Source organism: Vibrio sp. S234-5 (genome assembly GCF_000960595.1).
Classification (GTDB): Bacteria; Pseudomonadota; Gammaproteobacteria; order Enterobacterales; family Vibrionaceae; genus Vibrio.
On sequence record NZ_JZAM01000424.1, the window covers coordinates 1 to 394 of the forward strand.

1 pseudogene is annotated in these 394 nt (G+C 52.3%); it reads left to right on the forward strand.

The features are described from left to right. Positions 1-394 (forward strand): annotated as a pseudogene (locus tag UF06_RS22665) (exodeoxyribonuclease I); the annotation flags it as partial.

Sequence of the window (394 nt, forward strand, 5' to 3'; positions counted from 1 at the left end):
GATCGTGATCGATTTGGCGAAAGATCCACAGCCACTGTTTGCGCTAAGCGCCGAGCAGTTACACGAGCGGCTCTATACCAAGCGAGAAGATCTTGACGAGCTGCTGCCAGTGCCAGTGAAATTGGTACATCTCAATAAATGCCCAATTTTGGCCCCTGCAAAAACGCTGACGGCAGAAAATGCGGCGAGCATTGGCATCGACCGCGAGCAGAGTTTGGCCAAATTAGCACAGATCCGTCAACACCCAGAAGTCCGTGAAAAGTTGGTGCAACTTTTTTCCATTGAACGCGCGTTTGCCGATAGTGACGATGTCGCCAGTAAACTGTACGACGGTTTCTTCTCACCAGCCGATCGCGCCGCGAGGGCGATAATTCGTCAAACCGAGCCACACAAC